This is a genomic window from Nocardia sp. NPDC003999, from assembly GCF_053604885.1.
The window spans coordinates 420,467-438,680 of sequence record NZ_JBSGIB010000003.1 but is presented as its reverse complement, the minus strand read 5'-3'; the positions used below and the strand labels follow the sequence as shown (position 1 = coordinate 438,680).

The 18,214-nt window shown below is 68.8% G+C and carries 15 protein-coding genes; 11 read left to right on the top strand and 4 right to left on the bottom strand.

What is annotated here, in order from left to right; genetic code table 11:
• Positions 1 to 78 precede the first annotated feature (78 nt).
• The 6 genes from ACWESM_RS09560 to ACWESM_RS09535 all read left to right on the top strand — a co-directional run bounded on the left by ACWESM_RS09560 (position 79) and on the right by ACWESM_RS09535 (position 7,733).
• The gene (locus ACWESM_RS09560) at positions 79 to 1,638 is read left to right on the top strand and encodes an AMP-binding protein (protein ID WP_452491291.1); all 1,560 of its coding nucleotides are present in this window, start codon (positions 79 to 81) and stop codon (positions 1,636 to 1,638) included.
• Between the two features lie 38 nt (positions 1,639 to 1,676).
• Complete coding sequence (locus ACWESM_RS09555) at positions 1,677 to 2,873, top strand: amidohydrolase family protein (RefSeq protein ID WP_452491290.1); 1,197 nt, start codon at positions 1,677 to 1,679, stop codon at positions 2,871 to 2,873.
• The gene (locus ACWESM_RS09550; RefSeq protein ID WP_452491289.1) at positions 2,870 to 4,297 is read left to right on the top strand and encodes a FadD3 family acyl-CoA ligase; all 1,428 of its coding nucleotides are present in this window, start codon (positions 2,870 to 2,872) and stop codon (positions 4,295 to 4,297) included. Before ACWESM_RS09555 ends, ACWESM_RS09550 begins: the two co-directional genes overlap by 4 nt.
• A 55-nt stretch (positions 4,298 to 4,352) precedes the next feature.
• Complete coding sequence (locus tag ACWESM_RS09545; protein WP_452491288.1) at positions 4,353 to 4,805, top strand: MaoC family dehydratase; 453 nt, start codon at positions 4,353 to 4,355, stop codon at positions 4,803 to 4,805.
• A gap of 6 nt (positions 4,806 to 4,811) precedes the next feature.
• Entirely contained in the window at positions 4,812 to 6,188 is a 1,377-nt protein-coding gene (locus ACWESM_RS09540; protein ID WP_452491287.1) for an amidohydrolase family protein, read from the top strand.
• Between the two features lie 288 nt (positions 6,189 to 6,476).
• A complete protein-coding gene (locus tag ACWESM_RS09535) occupies positions 6,477 to 7,733 on the top strand; it encodes an amidohydrolase family protein (RefSeq protein WP_452491286.1) in 1,257 nt (418 codons plus the stop codon).
• A 120-nt stretch (positions 7,734 to 7,853) separates the two neighbouring features.
• Here the strand turns inward: ACWESM_RS09535 and ACWESM_RS09530 are convergent, their stop codons facing one another.
• The 4 genes from ACWESM_RS09530 to ACWESM_RS09515 are packed head-to-tail and all read right to left on the bottom strand — an operon-like array spanning position 7,854 to position 12,927.
• Positions 7,854 to 9,011 carry a thiolase C-terminal domain-containing protein gene (locus tag ACWESM_RS09530; protein WP_452491285.1) on the bottom strand — a complete coding sequence of 386 codons (1,158 nt, stop codon included), beginning with the start codon at positions 9,009 to 9,011 and terminating at the stop codon, positions 7,854 to 7,856.
• Positions 9,008 to 10,186: an OB-fold domain-containing protein gene (locus ACWESM_RS09525; RefSeq protein WP_452491284.1), complete on the bottom strand. Its 1,179-nt coding sequence runs from the start codon at positions 10,184 to 10,186 to the stop codon at positions 9,008 to 9,010. The genes ACWESM_RS09530 and ACWESM_RS09525 overlap by 4 nt, the downstream gene beginning before the upstream one ends.
• Positions 10,187 to 10,205: 19 nt before the next feature.
• A complete protein-coding gene (locus ACWESM_RS09520; protein WP_452491283.1) occupies positions 10,206 to 11,414 on the bottom strand; it encodes a CaiB/BaiF CoA transferase family protein in 1,209 nt (402 codons plus the stop codon).
• A gap of 46 nt (positions 11,415 to 11,460) precedes the next feature.
• Entirely contained in the window at positions 11,461 to 12,927 is a 1,467-nt protein-coding gene (locus ACWESM_RS09515; protein WP_452491282.1) for an aldehyde dehydrogenase family protein, read from the bottom strand.
• Positions 12,928 to 13,214: 287 nt separating this feature from the next.
• On the opposite strand from ACWESM_RS09515, the gene ACWESM_RS09510 reads away from it, so the two are divergent.
• The 5 genes from ACWESM_RS09510 to ACWESM_RS09490 all read left to right on the top strand — a co-directional run bounded on the left by ACWESM_RS09510 (position 13,215) and on the right by ACWESM_RS09490 (position 18,197).
• Positions 13,215 to 13,922, top strand: a complete 708-nt coding sequence (locus ACWESM_RS09510; protein WP_452491281.1) for an SDR family NAD(P)-dependent oxidoreductase — start codon at positions 13,215 to 13,217, stop codon at positions 13,920 to 13,922.
• Positions 13,923 to 13,971: 49 nt separating this feature from the next.
• A complete protein-coding gene (locus ACWESM_RS09505; protein ID WP_452491280.1) occupies positions 13,972 to 14,832 on the top strand; it encodes a mycofactocin-coupled SDR family oxidoreductase in 861 nt (286 codons plus the stop codon).
• A 14-nt stretch (positions 14,833 to 14,846) separates the two neighbouring features.
• Positions 14,847 to 15,041 (top strand): ferredoxin, encoded by a 195-nt coding sequence (locus ACWESM_RS09500; RefSeq protein ID WP_452491279.1) that lies wholly within the window; start codon positions 14,847 to 14,849, stop codon positions 15,039 to 15,041.
• An 11-nt stretch (positions 15,042 to 15,052) separates the two neighbouring features.
• Positions 15,053 to 16,411: a cytochrome P450 gene (locus tag ACWESM_RS09495; protein WP_452491278.1), complete on the top strand. Its 1,359-nt coding sequence runs from the start codon at positions 15,053 to 15,055 to the stop codon at positions 16,409 to 16,411.
• 97 nt (positions 16,412 to 16,508) lie between these two features.
• Positions 16,509 to 18,197, top strand: a complete 1,689-nt coding sequence (locus ACWESM_RS09490) for a thiolase C-terminal domain-containing protein (RefSeq protein WP_452491277.1) — start codon at positions 16,509 to 16,511, stop codon at positions 18,195 to 18,197.
• Positions 18,198 to 18,214 lie beyond the last annotated feature (17 nt).

Genomic DNA, 18,214 nt, shown 5'->3' with positions numbered 1-18,214 from the left:
TGGAAAATATGATTCTCTTTACAAGAGAACAATATACGCATCCGGCGCGGTGTCCCGCCACGAGATGGGAGTTCGAGAATGCGCAAGATCCCCCTCGACCTGGTTCGTCGCTACCAGGAGGAGGGTTGGTGGACCTCGGAGACCATCGGCGAGTTGCTGGCGGGCGGATTGGCCGCCGCGCCCGACACCGCGTTTCGCGTCCACTCCGCCGTGCGCCCGTGGACGGGCACGGTCGGCGAAGTCGAGCACGTCGCCCGCAGGTTGGCCGCCGGGTTGCGTCGCCGCGGCGTCGGCCCCGGCGACGTGATCGCCTTCCAGCTGCCGAATTGGATGGAGGCGGCCGCGGCGTTCTGGGCATCGGCCTTCCTCGGGGCGACGGTCGTGCCGATCGTGCACTTCTACGGCCGCAAGGAAGTCGGGCACATCCTCACCGAGGTCCGGCCGAAGGTCTTCGTGACCACCGACCGGTTCGGCAACACCGAATTCGCCGCCGGCCTGCGCGATACCGTCCCGATCGTCGGCGTGGTCGGCGGGGATTTCGAGGAGTTGCTCGCCCCGCGGCCCATGCCTGGCACATTGCCGGTCGACCCCGCCGGTCCGGCGCTGATCGCGTTCACCTCCGGCACCACTCGCGCACCGAAGGGCGTGGTGCACAGCCATCAGACGCTCGGTCACGAAACCCGGCAACTGGCCGGCATTTACCCCGCCGACCGCGGCGACCAGCTCACCGGAGCGCCGGTCGGCCACTTCATCGGCATGGTGAACGCCTTCCTGATCCCGGTCCTCGACCGGATGCCGATCAACCTCATCGACGTGTGGGATCCGGGCCGGGTGCTGGATTTGACGCGCACCGAGGGGCTCACCGTTGGCGGCGGCGTGCCGTATTACGTCACCAGCCTGCTCGACCATCCGCACTACACGCCGGAACACCTGCCCCACCTGCGCTATGCCGGGTTGGGCGGCGCGGCGGTGCCCGCGGTGGTCACCACCCGGCTGGCCGAGGCCGGCATCACCGTCTACCGGTCCTACGGCAGTACCGAGCACCCTTCGATCACCGGATCGCACCACACCGCCCCGGAGGCCAAACGACTGTTCACCGACGGCGACGCGCTGCCGGGCGTGGAACTGCGACTGGCCGAGGACGGCGAAATCCTCAGCCGCGGACCTGATCTGTGCCTCGGCTACACCGATCCGGAGCTGACCGCCGCCGCCTTCGACGACGACGGCTGGTACCACACCGGCGATATCGGCGTGCTGGACGCGGACGGCTACCTGACGATCACCGATCGAAAGTCGGACATGATCATCCGCGGCGGCGAGAACATCAGCGCGCTCGAGGTCGAGGAGGTGCTGCTGAGCCTGCCCGGCGTCACCGAGGCGGTGGCGGTCGCCGTGCCCGATGCCCGCCTGGGCGAACGCACCGCCGCGGTGCTGCGGCTGCGGCCGGGCCGATCCGCGCCGAGCCACGACGAGGTGCGCGCGCACTTCCGCGACGCCGGGCTGGCCAAGCAGAAGTGGCCGGAGGAAGTGCACGTCGTCGACGACTTTCCCAGGACAGCGAGCGGCAAGATCCAGAAGTTTCTGGTCCGCGGCGCAGTAGCGGCCGCACGCGCCGAGGGCGTTGCGGTACAACACTGAAGAGAATAACATTCTCACAAATGGACAAGGAGGATTCCATGACCAGAGTCGACCTGCCTTATCAGCTTTTCGACGCCGACAACCACCTGTACGAGACGAAGGAAGCCCTCACCCGGCACCTGCCGAAGCAATACGAGGGGGCGATCCAGTACGTCGAGATCAACGGCCGCACCAAGATCGCGGTGCTCGGCCAGATCAGCGAGTACATCCCCAACCCCACCTTCGAGGTCGTCGCCCGTCCCGGCGCGATGGAGGAGTATTTCAAGAACGGCAACCCCGAGGGCAAGAGCCGGCGGGAGATCTTCGGCAAGTCGATGAAGGCGATCGAGGCCTTCCGCAATCCCGAGGCGCGACTGAAGGTCATGGACGACCTGCAACTGCAGCGCGCGCTCATGTTCCCGACCCTGGCCAGCCTGGTCGAAGAGCGCATGCGTCACCATCCCGAGCTGATCCACGCGGTGATCGAGTCGCTGAACCGGTGGATGCTCGACGACTGGGGTCAGGACGGCAGCTTCGTGCACTCCGGCCGTATCTTCACGGTTCCGGTGATCACGCTGCCGATCGTGGAACGTGCCATCGCCGAACTGAACTGGGCCGTCGTGGAACACGGCGCGAAAGCCATCCTGGTGCGCCCGGCGCCGGTGCCCGGCTTCAAGGGCATGCGCTCGTTCGCGCTGCCGGAATTCGATCCGTTCTGGAAGCGGGTCGTCGAGCTGGACGTCCTGGTCACCATGCACTCCTCCGACAGCGGCTACTCGCGCTTCGACGCCGAGTGGGACGGCAACAGCCTGGAGATGCTGCCGTTCCAGACCAACACCTTCGCGATGACGAACCAGTGGCGGCCGGTCACCGACGCGGTGGCGTCATGGGTCTGCCACGGCGCGCTGAACCGCTTCCCGGAGTTGAAGATCGCCGTCATCGAGAACGGTTCCGCGTGGCTGGAACCGCTGCTGCAGCAGCTGTCCGATGTGTACAAGAAGGCGCCGGAGGGCTTCGGCTTCCGTGACCCGATCGAGGCCATCAAGCAGAGCCTCTACGTCAGCCCGTTCTGGGAGGAGGATCTGCAGCGCTTGTCGGACGTGATGGGCGCCGATCACGTGCTGTTCGGTTCCGACTGGCCGCATCCGGAGGGCCTGGCCGAGCCCGCGCGCTACATCCACGAGATCAAGGACATGCCGCTGGAGAACCAGGCGAAGATCATGGGCGGCAATCTCGCACGGCTGCTGAAGGTATGACCTGGGAGACCATCCCGCAGCTGGTCGCGAGCGCGGCCGACCGCTTCGGCGACGCCGAAGCGGTCGTCGACGGACAGCTGCGGTGGAGCTTCACCGAACTCGCGGACCGGGTGCGCCGGGCCGCGGGGGCGTTCGCCGCGGCGGGGATCGAGCAGGGCGACCGGGCGGCGATCTGGGCGCCGAACTCGGCGGAATGGATCGTCGCCGCGTTCGGCCTGCTCACCGCCGGTGGCGTGCTGGTGCCGGTGAACACCCGCTTCAAGGCCGACGAGGCGGGCGACGTCATCCGCCGCAGTGGAGCCAAGGCGGTGCTCGTGCAGCAAGGCTTTCTCGGCGCGGACTACCGCGGCGCCGCCGAGGTGCCGGTGATCGATCTGAAGTCGGATTTCCTGGACAGCGGCGCGCCGTTCGAACGGAACGTAGCGAGCACCGACATCGCCGATGTCCTCTACACCTCCGGCACCACCGGACGCCCCAAGGGCGTCATGATGAACCACCAGCAGACGCTGCGGCTCTACGCGGAGTGGTGCGATCTCGCGGACCTGCGGGAAGGCGACCGCTATCTGGTCGTCAACCCGTTCTTCCACACCTTCGGATACAAAGCGGGTCTCGTCGCCTCGCTCGTCCGGGGCGCGACGATCCTGCCGATCCCGGTGTTCGACGTCGACCGGGTGCTCGACCTCGTGGCGCGGGAGCGGATCACGATGCTGCCCGGCCCGCCCACGCTCTACCATTCGCTGCTGGAGGCCGCGGGCGAGCACGATCTGTCCTCGCTGCGGACCGCGGTGACCGGGGCGGCCGACATCCCGGTCGAACTCATCCGCCGGGTGCGCGAGGAACTTCCGTTCCAGTCGATCATGACCGGCTACGGTCTGACCGAGGCGGGCACCGCGACCGCGTCCCGGCCGGGCGACACCTTCGAGCAGATCGCGACGACCGTCGGAAAGGCCTGCGACGGCGTCGAAATCCGGATCGCCGATGACGGCGAAGTCCTGGTCCGCGGCTACAGCGTGATGCAGGGTTATCTGGACGATCCGCGGGCGACGGCCGAGGCGATCGATGCCGAGGGCTGGTTGCACACCGGCGATCTGGGCGATCTCGATCCCGAAGGCAGGTTGCGCATCGTCGGCCGCAAGAAAGACATGTTCATCGTCGGCGGGTTCAACGCCTATCCCGCCGAGATCGAGGGATTTCTCTTGGAACATCCCGCGGTCGCGCAGGCCGCCGTCGTCGGTGTGCCGGACGAGCGGCTCGGGCAGGTCGGCCGGGCCTTCGTGGTGACCAAGCGCCAGGTCACCGAAGACGAGCTGATCGCCTGGAGCCGGGACCGGATGGCGGGCTACAAAGTTCCGCGCTCGGTGCGTTTCCTGCGCACCTTGCCGCTCAACGCGACGGGCAAGGTGATGAAGGACCAGCTGCGCTAGGGCGTTTGCGCGCCGCCGGATATCGTGCAGACGCCGACCGCCGAAAGGATGCCGCATGACCCAGTTCCGTGATTTCGACGCCGTGCGCGCCGCGGTGGGCACCGTGCTCGGGCCCGGCGAGTGGCACGAGATCGATCAGCGGCGCATCGACCTGTTCGCCGAGGCGACCGGCGATCACCAGTGGATCCACGTCGACGTCGACCGCGCCGCGGACGGCCCGTACGGCGCCACCATCGCGCACGGGTTCCTCACTCTCGCCCTGCTCGCCCCGATCAGCCAGCAGTTGATGTCGGTGACCTCGGCCCGGATGGCGATCAATTACGGGCTGAACAAGGTGCGCTTCATCAGCCCGGTCCGGGTCGGGAGCCGGGTGCGCGGCACCGTCACGCTCACCGCCGTCACCGATGTGCCCGGCGGGATCCAGGTCGAGCGCGCCGTGACGATCACCGCGGAGGGCGCGGACAAGCCCGCCTGCGTCGCCGACCACGTGGTCCGGTACCTGGCCTGAGCGCACATGCTGATTCGCAACGCCACGCTGTCCGGCAGCCCGCACACCGACGTGCGCTGGCGTGACGGGCGAATCATCGAATGCGGCACCGGATTGCGTCCGGTGTTCGGCGAAGAGGATCTGGACGCACACGGCGGCTGGTTGCTGCCCGGACTGCACGATCACCACATCCATCTGCGGGCGCTCGCCGCGCGAACCGGGTCCGTGCCGGTGGGCCCGCCCCAGGTGCGGGACGCCGCCGAGTTCGCCGCGACACTGCGCCGCGCAGACGCCGAACTACCCGCGGGACAGTGGATTCGCGGCGTCGACTACCACGACAGCGTCGCGGGTGCGCTCGACCGCTCGGTGCTCGACCATCTGATCCCGGAACGGCCGGTGCGGATTCAGCACCGATCCGGCGCACTGTGGGTGCTGAATACCCGCGCCTGTCGGGAGACCCGGGTGCACGACTGCGTATTGCCGGGAGTGGAGCGCGACCCGCTGGGCGACGCGAACGGCCGTCTGTGGCGAATGGACTCCTGGCTCGGCGCACGGGTTCCGTCCACCTCGGCCGATCCGGCGCTGATCAGCGCCCGAGCCGCGGCCGCTGGCATCACCGGATACACCGACGCCACCCCGGGAATGCCGCAGAAGGACGTCGACGCGCTGGCCCGAGCGGTGGCGGACAGGACGATTCGGCAGCGTGTGCATTGCATGGCGCCACCAGGTGTGACCGATCCTGGGCAGCCGCGCTTCGCGCTGGGGCCGACCAAGATCCTGCTCGATGACACAACGCTTCCCTCCCTGCCGGAGTTCGTCGCACAGGTCCGGGCGGCACACGCGGCGGGCAGGCCCGTCGCGGTGCACTGTGTGACCCGGGTACAGCTGATCTTGACCATGACCGCCCTCGACGAAGCGGGGGTACTCGCCGGTGACCGGATCGAGCACGGCGCCATGGTGCCGGAAGATCTCTTGGAATGGCTGCGCCGCAAGCGCGTTCCGGTGGTGACCCAACCCCATTTCCCGGTGGAGCGCGCCGAGCAGTACGCCCGCGAGGTGGCGGCCGATGAGCAAGGCGATCTGTGGCGGCTCGGCTCGTTGCTGGCCGCCGGGGTCCAGGTCGCGGCGGGAACCGACGCCCCGTTCGGCGCCGCCGACCCGTGGAGGGTGGTGCGCGCGGCCATCGAGCGCGAACCCGCGCGGGAGCGGATATCGCTTCCCGCCGCACTCGCCCTGTTCTCCGGACATCCCGACCGCCCCACCGTGCCACGCGCCATCGCCGCAGGGGAACTCGCCGATCTCACCTTGCTCCGCGTACCGCCGCACGACATCGGCGTTCCGGACAGGGATCTGGCGGCGGCCACGGTCGTGGACGGCACACCGGTGCATGTGGCGATCGGTTAGTCCGTTCGGTCGAGCAGCAGCGGGGTCATTTCGCCGATGCCACGGATTTCCGCTGATTCCATTGGGGTGAGCCGGAATACGGCGTGCCCGAGAATGCCATTTCCACTGATCGACAGGCCACCCAGCGGGGCAGTCGTCCATCGTGACGCTCCGGACTGTCGACCTGGTCGGGACGCGGGGTGTATCGTCTAATGCAGATACGAGAGTGGCATTCTCTTCAATGAAGATTTATCGTTTCGAACCGTCGGTACGCAGCCCTGGCGCAGCGCACGAACAGCGAGGAGTCACGTGAACATCGACGACCTGATCCTGGTGAGCATCGACGACCATGTGGTCGAGCCGCTCGATATGTTCGACCGCCATGTTCCGAAGAAGTGGGCCGATTTCGCCCCGAAGGTCGTCGTCGACGAGAACGGCATCGATCGGTGGGTGTACCGGGACCGGCCAACCGGCGTGGCCGGTCTCAACGCCGTCGTCACCTGGCCCGCCGAGGAATGGGGCCGGGACCCGGCCGGATACGCCGAGATGCGGCCCGCGGTCTACAACGTGCACGACCGCGTCCGCGACATGGACGCCAACGGCGTGCTCGCCTCCATGTGCTTCCCCACTTTCACCGGCTTCAGCGCGGGCCATCTCAGCCGCGGCGGCCAGGACGAGATCACCGTCGCGATGATCTCGGCGTACAACGACTGGCACATCGAGGACTGGGCGGGGGCCTACCCTGGCCGGTTCATCCCGATCGGGATCCTGCCGATGTGGGATCCGGCGCTGGCGGTCGCCGAGATCGAGCGGCTGGCGGAAAAGGGCTGCCATTCGGTGACCATGCCGGAATTGCCGCACATCGACGGCCTGCCCAGCTACCACGATCTCGACTATTGGGCGCCGGTGTTCGAGGCCCTGTCGGACAACGAGACCGTGATGAACCTGCACATCGGCCAAGGCTTCGGCGTGCTGCGGCTGGCGCAGGACGCCCCCATCGACAACCTCATGGTGCTGGCGCCGAGCATCTCGCTGATCGCCGCCCAGGATCTGTTGTGGGGGCCCGCGTTCCGCACCTACCCGAAACTGAAGGTAGCGCTGTCCGAAGGCGGAGTCGGCTGGATCCCGTTCTTCCTGGACCGCTCCGACCGGCATTACACCAACCAGCGCTGGCTGCGCCGCGACTTCGGCGGCAAGCTGCCCAGCGAGGTGTTCCGTGAGCACGTGCTCGCCTGCTATGTCACCGACAAGACCGCGCTGAAGTTCCGCCACGACATCGGCATCGAGAACATCGCGTGGGAATGCGACTACCCGCATTCGGACTCGATCTGGCCCAACGCCCCCGAGTTCGTGCTCGGCGAACTGCAGGCCGCCGGCGCCGACGACGCCGACATCCACAAGATCACCTGGGAGAACGCCACCCGCCACTTCGACTGGGATCCGTTCGCGCACATCCCGAAGGAGCAGGCGACCGTGGGCGCGCTGCGAGCGAAAGCGACGGACGTCGACACCTCGACCAGGTCACGCAAGGAATACGCCGCCGCCTACGCCGCCCGTGCGAGCTGAGGCCGGCGTAGTGCGCCTGCTGGTCTCGTAGTGCGCCTGCTGGTCTCTGAGCGGCGACAGCCCCGGTGCCCGACGGCTCGAAACCGTCGGGCACCGGGGCTGTCGGCTGTGCGGCCCGCCTCAGCGCGGCCCTTCCAGAATCGTCACCGCCGACACGGCGGTCGGCCCACCGAGGTTGTGCGCCAAACCGATCCGCGCACCGTCCACCTGGTTGACCGCGGTGCCGCGCAACTGCTCGAACAGCTCGACGCACTGCGCGACGCCGGTCGCGCCGGGCGGATGTCCCTTCGTCTTCAGCCCGCCGCTTGGATTGACCGGCAGCACACCGCCCACGGCCGTGCCGCCCGCCTCCACCAGTTTGTGCGCCTCGAAACGCTCGGCGAAACCGAGATCCTCGTAACTGATCAGCTCGATGCCGGTGAAGAAATCGTGCACCTCGGCGACGTCGACGTCGGCCGGGCCCAGGCCGGCCATCGCGAACGCCGCGCGCGCCGCCCGCACCGTCGCGGGAAAGGTGGTCATGTCCCGCTTGTGCTGGTGCATCACCGAATCCAGGCCCAGCCCGACACCGCGGATCCACACCGGGCTGTCGGTGTAGCGGTCCGCCACGTCCTCGGCGGCCAGCACCAGGGCCGCGGCGCCGTCGCTCTGCGGGACGCAGTCGTACACGCCGAACGGATCGGCGACGATCGGCGCGGCCAACGCCTGTTCCAGGGTGATCTCGAAACGCAGGCGCGCCTTGGGGTTCCGCGCGCCGTGCCGATGGTTCTTCACCGCGACCATCGCCAAGTGTTCCCGCGTCGCGGAGGACTCGTAGAGATAACGGTTGACGTGCAACGCGAAACCGGCGGGGGCGAACAGGCCGAGCTGATAATCCCAGGCGTTGTCCCTGGTCAGCGTCTCCCATTCGCGCAGAAGGTCCTTCTGAGCCGTCTCTCGCAGTTTGTCCGCCCCGATCACGAGCGCGACGTCGACGGCGCCGGAGGCGATGGCGAACAGCGCGTTGCGGACCGCGTCGTTGCCGGTGGCACAGGAGTTGTCGATGTGCGTGACCGGCAGGTCCGGCAGATCCAGCGCGTCGGCCAGCACACCGGCCGGGAAACCACCGGTGGTGCCCATGGCCCCGAACCAGGCGGCTTGCAGGTCGGTCGTGCGCAGTCCCTTGTCGACCGAGGCCGCGCATTCGGCGAACGCCATGAGCAGCAGGTCCTGGATGCCGAGTGCGAAATGTTCGGCGAAGGGCGTCATCCCCGCGCCGACGATGGCCACGTTCCTCATGCCGCCTCCGGTTCCGGTTCGAACGCGTATCCGTAGTCCGGCACGCCGGAGCGCACCGCCACCCGGCGCAGGACCATGCGCCCGCGGGCGCCGATGGACACCGTGCCCGGGTCCGCGCCGGTGACCTTGGCCAGTGCGCGGACACCGACGTCGTCGAGTTCCACGATCACCAGCGAGTACGGGCTCTTCAGGCCGGGCACCGGGATGCGCACGGTCGTCTCGGCGTAGACGCTGCCGGTCCTTGGCAACGGCACCAATGTGTAGTCGGTGCCGAGAGCGCCGTCCGGGCCCACCCGGTAGCGGGGCGGGAAGTCCAGCTCCGCGCTCTCGCCGTGCCTGCCCGCTTCCCAGCGGACCTTGGCCTCGAACGCGCGCTCGTAGGCGGCCAGCGAGATCGGCAGGTCCGCACCGGGCAGCGACACCACCTCCGGAAGCGCCCGCGCGGGCGGTTCGTTGCGCCGCACCCGAATCACTCCGGGCACCACCATGATCCCGGACAGATTGGCCTGCTCCACGCCGACCAGCAGTCCCGCCGCACCCCAGTCGGCCATCGCCGCGAGCGCGAACAGCCCGGCGCTCGCGCCCAGTGTCGGTAGCTGCGGCGGGGCGGCAAGGCACAGCGCCGCCGCCTGCTTGTGATCGACCCCCGCCACCGCGACCGGGGTGTCCAGCCACGCCGCCGACAGCGAGGCGACCAGACCTCGTTCGTGCAGCAGCCGGGGATCGCCGTAGTCGTGCACCGCGCCGACCGCGTTGCGCGTGCGCACCGGCAGGCTGCGCGTCACCCGCGCAGCGGTGCGCACCTGCAGGCCGTCGCGGTCGGACACCCAAGCCGCCGCCGCGCCCGCCGGTTCGAGGTCGACACCGATGACCAGGGTGCGCGGGCGCGCCGAGCTCAGCGCGTCCAGCGCGGCGGGCGCGCCGCCGAGCCGTTCGATGACCTCCAGTTCGGGATCCAGTCCGAGACCGGCCAGCAACACCGCGGCGTTGCTGCTCTCCACCAGCGGCAGATCACGGCTCACCAGCACGACGCGCTCCACCGGCGCGCCCGCGGCGACGGCGGATCGGCCCGCCTCCACCGCCAGGGTGACGGCGTCTTCGTCGTCGCCGGGAACCCGGCTGCGCTGGCTACCCCAGCAGGGCAGATACGTGCCAAGCGATGCGATGTACGGCATCGGTCCCTCTCTCCCCCGCCTAAGCGACCGCGCCCGCGGTCTTCAGCGCGATGATGCGATCCCAATCCAGGCCGAGTTCGAGCAGGATCTCCTCGGTCTGGGCGGCGAATTCGGGCCCGGGCCGCAGTTCCGGTGCGCCGACATCGAACTGCACCGGGCTGGACACCAGCTCCAATTCCCCTGCGGTAAGTAGGTATTCGTTCGCCCTGATCTGCGCATCCTGCGTCACCTGCCACGAGTCCTGCACCGGAGCCCACGGTCCGGCCAGGGTGGCGAAGCGCTCGCTCCACTCGGCCAAGGTGCGTCCCTTGATCACCTCGCGCAGGATCTGCACCGCGTCGGCGGTGTGCGCGGCGATCTGCACGGCGTCGGCGAAGCGCGGATCGTCGGCCAGCTCCGGTCGGTCGATGTGGCGGCAGACGTCCGCCCAGAACTTGGCGGGCTGCAACATCACGAACGACAGGTAGCGGTCGTCGGCGGTGGCGTAGAGCCCCGAAAGCGGATTGGTCGGCGCGCCATGAGCGCCGGGGACGGGCGCTACCAGCGGTTTGTCCTGGCTGGCCGACAACGCGACGGTGTGGCCCATGGCCCACAACCCGCTGCCGAGCAGCGAGACGTCGACCACCGAGGTTTCCCCCGTCCGTTCGCGTTTCAGCAGCGCGGCGGCGATGCCCCCGGCGAGATTGGTGCCGGAGATGGTGTCGCCGAACGCCGGGCCGGGCGGCTGGATCATGCCCTCGATGCCGGGTGGGGTGACGGTGGCCGCGATGCCGCCGCGGCACCAGAACGCCGTCATGTCGTAACCGCCCCGGTCGGATTCGACACCGCGCGGTCCCAGCGCGCTACCGCGGGCGTAGACGATGTCCGGGTTCACCGCGCGGATGTCGTCGACGTCGATGCCGAACTTGGTCCGCGCCTGCGGCAGGAAACTGGTCAGGAACACGTCCGCGCGGCGGGCGAGGTCGTAGATCACCTCGCGGCCCTCCGCCACGGACATGTCGACGCCGATGCTGCGCTTGCCCCGATTCGCATGCTCCACATTGGGATTCGGATCGCCTTCGACCTTGAACACCCCTACCTGCCGCAACCCGCGCTGCGGGTCGCCGGTGACGGCGTGTTCCACCTTGACGACGTCGGCGCCCCAGTCGGCGAGCACGGCGCCCGCCGAAGGCACGAATCCGTACATCGCGACCTCGAGCACCCGGATGCCCTCCAGCGGCTTGCTCATGATCACACCTCGCCCGTGCTCGTCGCCGTCCTGTCGCGGCGCGCGCTCACGCGACCACCTCGGCCAGGGTCTTGCGCTCCAAGAACTCCTCCAGGCCGACGCGGCCCAGCTCCCGGCCGATGCCCGACTGCTTGTAGCCGCCGAACGGCGCGTCGGGGTGGAAGTAGTTGCCGCCGTTGATGCTCAGCGTGCCTGTGCGGACGCGTCGCGCCACCGCTTTCGCCCGCTGCGAGTCGGCGCTGAACACCGCACCGGACAGGCCGTAGATGGAGTTGTTCGCGATGCGCACCGCGTCGTCCTCGTCGGTATACGGGATCAGGGTCAGCACCGGCCCGAACACCTCTTCCTGTGCGATCTCGCTGTCCGGGTCGACATTCGCCAGCAGGGTGGGCTTGTAGAAGTAACCCGGACCCACCTTCTCGCCGCCGGTGACGAGCGTGGCGCCCGCCTCGACGGCGCGCTGCACCAGGCCGTGCACCTTGTCGCGCTGGCGTTCGCTGATCAGCGGGCCCATATAGGTTTTGGGATCGCCCGGGTCGCCCCACTTGACGTGCGCGAAATTGCCGGCGATCAGCTCGGCCACCTTGTCGTGGTCCTGCCGCGGCACCAGCACCCGGGTGGTCAGCGCGCAGCCCTGCCCGGCGTGCGTCACCACGCTGAAGGCCGCGAACACGGCGGCCTGGGTGTAGTCGGCGTCGTCGAGCAGGATCATCGCCGACTTGCCCCCCAGCTCCAGGAAGACCCGCTTCAGCGTGCCGCTGGCGGCGGCCATGATCTGACGGCCCACAGGCGTCGACCCGGTGAAGGTGACGACATCGACATCCGGGTGGGTGGTCATCCGCTTGCCCACCTCGACATCGGACGAGGCCAGGACGTTCACCACACCCGGCGGGATGTCGGTGTGCCGCGCGACGATCTCCCCCAGCGCCAAGGTGGCCAGCGGAGTGTCCGGCGCGCCCTTGAGCACCACGGTGCACCCGGCGGCGAGGGAGGGCGCGAGCTTGGCCAGCGCCAGCTGATGGGGGTAGTTGTAGGCGGCGATCGCCGCCACCACGCCCGCTGCTTCCAGCTCCACCCAGCGCCGGTGCCGCTGACCGCGGATCTCGACCACGCCGAGGTCCTCGCTCCACCCGTAGTCCGCCAGCAGTCCGGCGTAGTAGCGCACGATCTCGAACGGCACCTCGAGCTGGTTGCCGTGGGTGAGCGTGCGCGTGGCGCCGACCTCGGCGATGGTCAGTTCACGCAGCTCCTCCACGTTGTCGCGCAGCGCCTGATAGAGCTGATTCAGGCAGTGCGCCCGGAACTCGTGGTTCGTCGCCCAGTCGGTGGTGTCGAAGGCTCGCCGCGCCGCCGCGACGGCCGCGTCCACCTCGGCCACACCGGCCTCCGGCGCGTAGCCGTACACCGCACCGGTGGCGGGATCGAGCGATGCGAGCGTGCGCCCGGTCTCGACCAGCTGCCCGTCGATCAGCAGCCGCCGCGCCACCGCTATCGCTTGTTCCTGCGTTGACATCCTGTCTCCTCGCCGGATATGGAAATACAATTCTCGATATTGGAGAATTTAACACTCGCGCTACTGGAACGCAGCCACAATCGCCGACCCGCGGCACCCGGAGCGCCGCCGTCGGCACGAACGACGCGGCCGCGGCGCGACTCTTGCGCATCCGCTCTTTACGAGAGTACGGTTCTCACATTCGGAAGGGAGATTCTTGTGGTCGCCACAACACGCAGCCAGGGCGCGGCGGAGCCGTCCGAGCACCGGTCGCAGGTCGGCCCGAGCACCGGAGAGGGGTCGTGCGCGTGAAGACGGCAGTGGTCACCGGAGGGGCGTCCGGTATCGGGCTGGGGATCGCACAGCGGTTGCGCAGCAATGGATTCCACGTCGCGTCCCTGGACCTCAATCCACCCGCCGACGACGACTTCGCCTACCGTGCCGACGTCACCGAACCGGAACAGGTCGCCGACGCGCTCACCGCCGTCCGCGCCAAGCTCGGTCCGGTCACCGTGCTGGTGAACGCTGCGGGCGTCGATGGATTCAAGCGCTTCCAGAACATCTCTTTCGCCGAGTGGCAGCGGGTGATCGACGTCAACCTCAACGGCGTCTTCCACTGCGTCCAGGCGGTGCTGCCGGACATGCTGGCGGCGGGCTGGGGACGCATCGTCAACATCTCCTCCTCGAGCACGCATTCGGGCCAGCCGTTCATGACGCATTACGTCTCGGCCAAGTCGGCGGTCAACGGCCTGACCAAAGCGCTGGCGCTGGAACTGGGCCCGTCCGGCATCACCGTGAACGCGGTGCCGCCCGGGTTCATCGACACCCCGATGCTGCGCAAGAACGAGGAGGCGCGCCGGCTCGGCGGTTCCGTCGAGGACCACATCCAGCGGACGCCGGTCCGCCGGGTCGGCACACCCGAGGACATCGCCGCTGCCTGCGCGTTCCTGATCTCCGAGGAAGCCGGGTACATCACCGGCCAGATCATCGGCGTCAACGGCGGACGCAATACCTGAGAACCGTTGTGCGGCACAGCACGACCGAGCTGGATCGAAAGGAAGGCCCGTGGGACGCGTAGAGGGCAAGGTCGCCTTCGTCACCGGAGCCGCTCGTGGCCAAGGCCGCAGCCATGCGGTACGGCTGGCGCAAGAAGGTGCCGACATCATCGCGGTGGACATCTGCCACGACATCGACACGATCGGATACGCGCTGTCGCGCCGGGAGGACCTGGACGAGACCGCGCGGTTGGTCGAGAAGACCGGCCGCCGCATCGCCGCCGAACAGGCCGACGTGCGCGAGGCCGGGCAGTTGCGCGCCGCACTGGAACGCGGCCTCGACGACTTCGGGCGGCTGGACATCGTCATCGCCCAGGCGGGCATCGCGGGTATGAAGGGCACGCCGCAGTGGCAGGCCTGGTCCGATGTCATCGACACCAACCTGGTCGGCGTTATCAACACCATCCAGGCCGCGCTGCCGCACCTGCGCGCCGGCGCTTCGATCATCGCCACCGGCTCGGTGGCCGCGCTGATGGACGTCGCCAAGGTGGACCAGCCCGGCAAGGATCCCGGCGGCATCGCCTACGTGGTCGCCAAACGCGGTCTCGCGCAGTACGTGCACGCGCTCGCCCTGCACATCGCGCCGCAGAACATCCGCGCCAACGTCATCCACCCCACCAACTGCAACACTCCGATGCTGCAGAGCGAACCGATGTACCGATCCTTCCGCCCGGACCTGGAGCATCCCACCCGCGCGGACGCCGAGCCCGCCTTCCATGTGCAGCAGGCCATGCCGATCCCCTACGTCGAGCCCGAGGACATCAGCGACGCGGTGCTTTTCCTCGCCTCCGACGAGGCGCGCTATATCACCGGCGCGCAATTGCGCGTCGACGCCGGCGGCTACCTGAAGTGGTACGACTACCACATTTGAGAGGAAGAGACACCGTGAAGGTCCGAGTCGATCAGCAGCGCTGCCAAGGGCACACGCTGTGCGCGATGATCGCCCCGCAATCGTTCGAACTCAGCGAGATCGACGGCCATTCCTCCCCGGTCGGCGAGTCCGTCCCCGCCGAACAGCAGGATCAGGTCCGCGAGGCCGTCCACTCCTGCCCGGAACGCGCGATCTCGATCGCCGAGTAGGGGCCGCCACCATGACCGTGGAGAACGTCACCGGCACCGAGCGCAAGCAACCCCGGTTCCATTTCGACCGCTACGCACCGGAATACCGGGAGAACTTCCAATCGATCACCGAGGCGATGCAGAGCGAGTGCCCGCTCGCTTGGACCGACACCTACGACGGTCACTGGGTGGCCGCGGGCAACAAAGAGGTGTTCGAACTCGCGCGCTGCCCGCACCTCTCGAACGATCACGACCCGCAAGGAGTCCGCAAGGGGTACCGGGGAATCTCCATCCCACCGGCTCCCCGCGCCCGCGGCATCCGCGGCGGCATCCTGGAGATGGACGAGCCCGAGCACCGCGAACTGCGTTCGGCGCTCAATCCGTACCTCTCCCCCGCCGCCGTCAAACGCTGGATTCCGTTCGTGGACGAGGTGGTGCGCGCGGCCATCGACGAGAAGATCGAGAGCGGCCGCATCGATTTCGTCGACGACCTGGCCAACGTCGTGCCGGCCGTGCTGACGCTCGGCATGCTCGGCATCCCGTTGCGAAAGTGGACCATCTACAACGAACCGGTGCACGCCGCGGTGTACACGCCACCGGATTCGCCGGATTACCCGCGTGTGGCGGAGATGCACCGCACGATGGGCCTGGACCTGCTGACCAATCTCGCCGAGATCCGAGAGGCCCCTCGTCCCGGGCTCATCCACGCGGTCGCCGTGGCGCGGATCGACGGGCAGCCGTTGCCGGACCTGGAGATCCTGGGCATGCTCAGCCTGCTCATCGGCGGCGGGTTCGACACCACCACCGCGCTCACCGCACATGCGCTCGAATGGCTGTCACAGCATCCAGGTGAGCGCGAAACCCTCAGCCGGGAAAGGGATCTACTGCTGGACTCGGCCACCGAGGAATTCCTGCGCTATTACACTCCCGCCCCTGGCGACGCGCGCACCATCGCGGAGGACTGCGAAGTGGCGGGAGCCTCCTTCAAGGAAGGCGACCGGGTCTGGCTGTCGTGGGCGATGGCCAACCGCGACCCGGCGGTGTTCGAGGATCCGGAAACGCTGATCCTGGACCGGAAAGGCAACCGGCACTATAGTTTCGGGCTCGGCATCCACCGCTGCATCGGCTCCAACGTCGCCCGCACGGTGTTCAAGCGGATGCTGGTCGCGGTGCTGGACCGGATGCCGGACTTCCGGTGCATCCCGGAGGAGACCGTGCACTACGACACGATCGCGGTCATCCAGGGCATGCGCCATCTGCCCACCGAGTTCACTCCCGGTCCCCGGCTCGGCGCGGGTCTCGACGAGACCCTGGAGAAGCTGCAGCGGGTCTGCGACGAGCAGCGGCTCGCCGAGCCGGTCACCGTCCACAAAGGCGCGGCGCAGATCTGACCGGAAACGCTGGGAACGAACGGAACCGAACGACCTCAGCCGCGTGTGGCCGCCGCAGGCCGCACGCGGCTACCGGCTGCGACGACAAGGAGGCGCTGTGGCAGACGCGGAGAAGACCCCGGCGACGGCGGCCGAGCCGTCGGGACGGCCGCTGCCGCTGCTCGGCTTGGACACCGAGTTCTTCTGGACCTCCGGCGCCGACGGCACGCTGCGCATTCAGGAATGCCGATCCTGCACGGCGCTCATCCACCCGCCGCAGCCGGTGTGCCGGTACTGCCGCGGGCACGATCTGGGGGTGCGAGAGGTCTCCGGCGCGGCCACCTTGGCGAGCTTCACGGTGAACCACCGCTTCGCCGTGCCCGGCCTGCGGCCGCCGTACGTGGTGGCGCAGGTGGCGCTGATCGAGGATCCGCGTGTCCGGTTGACCACCAACATCGTCGACGCCGATCCGGACGACCTCACGCTGGGCATGCGCGTGGAGGTGACCTTCCAGCAGGACGCCGACGTCTGGCTGCCGCTGTTCCGGCCCGTCCTCGAGCAACCCGAGCCGGCCCCGCCGCCAGTGGACGAGATCGAGCCGGAGCGTTTCGCCGAACACGTGCGACCGATGCTGCGGCAGGACAAGTTCGAGGAGAAGGTGGCGCTCACCGGGATCGGGATGTCCCGCATCGGGCGCAGGCTCATGGTGCCGCCGCTGGAGCTGACGATCGAGGCGTGCGAGCGCGCGGTCGCCGACGCGGGCCTGACCCTCGACGACATCGACGGCCTCGCCTCCTACCCCGGCGGTGGCAATCTCGGCGGCTTCGGCGAAGGCGGGGTGACCGCGCTGGAAGCGGCACTTGGGCTGCGCCCCAGCTGGCACAACGGCGGTATCGAGACCTTCGGGCCCGGTGGCTCGGTGGTCGCGGCGATGACCGCGGTGGCGGCCGGGCTGGCCCGGCACGTGCTGTGTTTCCGCACCGTGTGGGAATCGACCTTCAACGAACTGGTCAAGGCGGGCCGGATCCCGCCGTCCGGTGGCCGCACCACGAGCTGGATGACGCCCTTCGGCGCGGTCTCCGCCGCCCACACCCTGGCGCAGAACGCGCAGCGGCACTTCCACCGCTACGGCACCACGCGCGAGACGCTGGGCTGGATCGCGCTCAACCAGCGCGCCAACGCCGAACTCGAGCCGACCGCGGTCTACCGCGACCCGATGACCATGGACGACTACCTTTCGGCGCGGCCGATCACCACTCCGTTCGGGCTCTACGACTGCGACGTGCCCTGCGACGGCGCGGTGGCGGTGATCGTCTCGGCGATCGACGCCGCACGCGATCTGCCCGCCCCGCCGGTCCTGGTGGAGGCGGTCGGCACCCAGATCGTCGAGCGCGTCGAGTGGGACCAGAGCACGCTCACCCACGAACCGCAGGTGCTGGGCCCCGCCGCGCACCTGTGGACGCGCACCCCCCTGCGGCCGCAGGACGTCGACGTCGCCGAACTCTACGACGGGTTCACCTTCAACTGCTTGTCCTGGATCGAGGCGCTCGGCTTCTGCGGCATCGGCGAGGCCAAGGACTTCCTCGACGGCGGCAAGAACATCGCCCGCGACGGCGCCATCCCGCTCAACACGCACGGCGGCCAGCTCTCCCACGGCCGCACACACGGCATGGGCCTCCTGCACGAGGCCGTGGTGCAGCTGCGCGGCGCGGGCGGGGATCGGCAGGTCACCGACGCGCGGGTCGCGGTCGTCTCCAGCGGCGGGCTCACACCTGGCGGGGCGATGCTGCTCCGCTCCGATTCCTGACCGCGGCGACATCGACG

Excerpts from the sequence above, each read along its gene's own strand:
- ACWESM_RS09560 (WP_452491291.1), top strand. The coding sequence starts at position 79 with ATGCGCAAGATCCCCCTCGACCTGGTTCGTCGCTACCAGGAGGAGGGT.
- ACWESM_RS09555 (WP_452491290.1), top strand. The coding sequence starts at position 1,677 with ATGACCAGAGTCGACCTGCCTTATCAGCTTTTCGACGCCGACAACCAC.
- ACWESM_RS09550 (WP_452491289.1), top strand. The coding sequence starts at position 2,870 with ATGACCTGGGAGACCATCCCGCAGCTGGTCGCGAGCGCGGCCGACCGC.
- ACWESM_RS09545 (WP_452491288.1), top strand. The coding sequence starts at position 4,353 with ATGACCCAGTTCCGTGATTTCGACGCCGTGCGCGCCGCGGTGGGCACC.
- ACWESM_RS09540 (WP_452491287.1), top strand. The coding sequence starts at position 4,812 with ATGCTGATTCGCAACGCCACGCTGTCCGGCAGCCCGCACACCGACGTG.
- ACWESM_RS09530 (WP_452491285.1), bottom strand. The coding sequence starts at position 9,011 with ATGAGGAACGTGGCCATCGTCGGCGCGGGGATGACGCCCTTCGCCGAA.
- ACWESM_RS09525 (WP_452491284.1), bottom strand. The coding sequence starts at position 10,186 with ATGCCGTACATCGCATCGCTTGGCACGTATCTGCCCTGCTGGGGTAGC.
- ACWESM_RS09520 (WP_452491283.1), bottom strand. The coding sequence starts at position 11,414 with ATGAGCAAGCCGCTGGAGGGCATCCGGGTGCTCGAGGTCGCGATGTAC.
- ACWESM_RS09515 (WP_452491282.1), bottom strand. The coding sequence starts at position 12,927 with ATGTCAACGCAGGAACAAGCGATAGCGGTGGCGCGGCGGCTGCTGATC.
- ACWESM_RS09495 (WP_452491278.1), top strand. The coding sequence starts at position 15,053 with ATGACCGTGGAGAACGTCACCGGCACCGAGCGCAAGCAACCCCGGTTC.